This window comes from Pseudomonas sp. 2VD, from assembly GCF_005503585.1.
GTDB classification, from domain to species: domain Bacteria; phylum Pseudomonadota; class Gammaproteobacteria; order Pseudomonadales; family Pseudomonadaceae; genus Pseudomonas; species Pseudomonas aeruginosa.
Genome location: NZ_SCND01000642.1, coordinates 1 through 1414, shown reverse-complemented (window position 1 = coordinate 1414; position 1414 = coordinate 1). Strand labels below are relative to the sequence as shown.

At 57.0% G+C, this 1414-nt stretch carries 3 protein-coding genes; all 3 read right to left on the bottom strand.

Annotated elements, in window-relative coordinates:
• A partial coding sequence (locus FFS27_RS33950; RefSeq protein WP_225007728.1) for a hypothetical protein occupies positions 1 to 113 on the bottom strand: 113 nt, incomplete at its 3' end.
• A 23-nt stretch (positions 114 to 136) separates the two neighbouring features.
• Positions 137 to 625 carry a phenazine biosynthesis protein PhzB gene (gene phzB / locus FFS27_RS32715; RefSeq protein ID WP_003115119.1) on the bottom strand — a complete coding sequence of 163 codons (489 nt, stop codon included), beginning with the start codon at positions 623 to 625 and terminating at the stop codon, positions 137 to 139.
• Positions 626 to 660: 35 nt separating this feature from the next.
• Positions 661 to 1149: a phenazine biosynthesis protein PhzA gene (gene phzA, locus FFS27_RS32710; protein WP_003117657.1), complete on the bottom strand. Its 489-nt coding sequence runs from the start codon at positions 1147 to 1149 to the stop codon at positions 661 to 663.
• Between the last annotated feature and the right edge of the window lie 265 nt (positions 1150 to 1414).

The window sequence follows — 1414 nt, the reverse complement described above, 5'->3', positions numbered from 1 at the left end:
AGCGCCGGACTGCCGCGCAGGTACGCCTGCACGTCGCGCAGGCGCGACGGATCGCCCCATTCGGGTTGCTGCAGCGCTTCGCAGCGCCGTACGCGTTGCAATAGATCGTCCATAGTTCACCCCTTCCAGGATGGCCTCAGGTGGGAATGCCTTCGCGTTTGATCTGCGGGACCGGAATGCTCAGGGCGCGCAATTGCTGGAAGACGTTCATGAATTCGCGGTTGCGCTTGATCTTGCCGTCGTCCAGCTCGAAGGAATGCAGGAAGTGGTTCTCGTAGTAACCCTCGGGATACCCGGGGAAGAGGATCTTGCCGTGGCCGTCGCACTCGACCCAGAAGTGGTTGGGATCGTCGGTCTCGAAGACCTTGATGTTGTACCACTCCCAATCCGGGAAGCATTTCAGCGACCACACCGCGTGCTCGGCCAGCTTGTCCTTGCCACGAATGACGATGGGCGAACCGGTATCGGTGGTCCATAAACCGCCACAGCCGTCCTCGACGAAAAGTTCATGGCGGCGCAGGCGATCCTGGCCTTTGGTGTTCATATACTTGACCACCGTCTCGCGATTCTTCCTGCGCAACTCCACGGCGTCTTCGAAACCTTGGGGAATAGCATTATCGAGCATCGTCATATCTCCTCTTGAATTGGAATAATCATTAATCAGGTGGGAATGCCGTCACGTTTTATTTGCGGAACGGCTATTCCCAATGCACGCAATTTCTGCATCGGGTTCATGAACTCGCGATTGCGTTTTATCCGGCCGTTCTCGAGTTCGAAGGAATGGATGTAGTGGTTCTCGCAATAGCCCTGCGGATACCCTGGGACCAGCGCCTTGCCGCGCCCGTCGCACTCGACCCAGAAGTGGTTCGGATCCTCGGTCTCGAAGATCCGCACGTTGTGCCACTCCCAGTCGGGGAAGCAGCGCTCGAGCCACTCGGCGAGCCGCCTGAGGCTCTCATGGCCCCGGAAAACCAGGGGTTCGCCGCTTTCCGTGGTCCAGTTGCCGGCGCAGCCGTCCTCGACGAACAGGCTGTGCCGCTGCAACCGTTCGGCCCCCTTCATGCGCATGTAGTGCTCGACCGTGGCACGGTTGCGCCGCCGCAATTCCAGGTTGTCGGTAAACCCTTTCAACCGTTGGTACTCTCGCATGGTGCGAATCTCCGCCAGTTCGAATCGACTGGCATCCATACCGGAAAGAAGACATCGGGATGACAGGCCGGAGAAATTGCCGTGAAACTTTTTCCGGGCAAAAGTTGCCCGCTTCGGAGCGTCTCCAAAGTTTCAACTAATGCCGAATTGCCATGACCGAATGTTTCGCCTGAAACCCAGTTGTAACCAGATTTGACAGGGGACAAACTTATAAACGCTTTTTTGCAATAGCCATAACCCCTTAAAAATTACAGGTGTGGGGCAT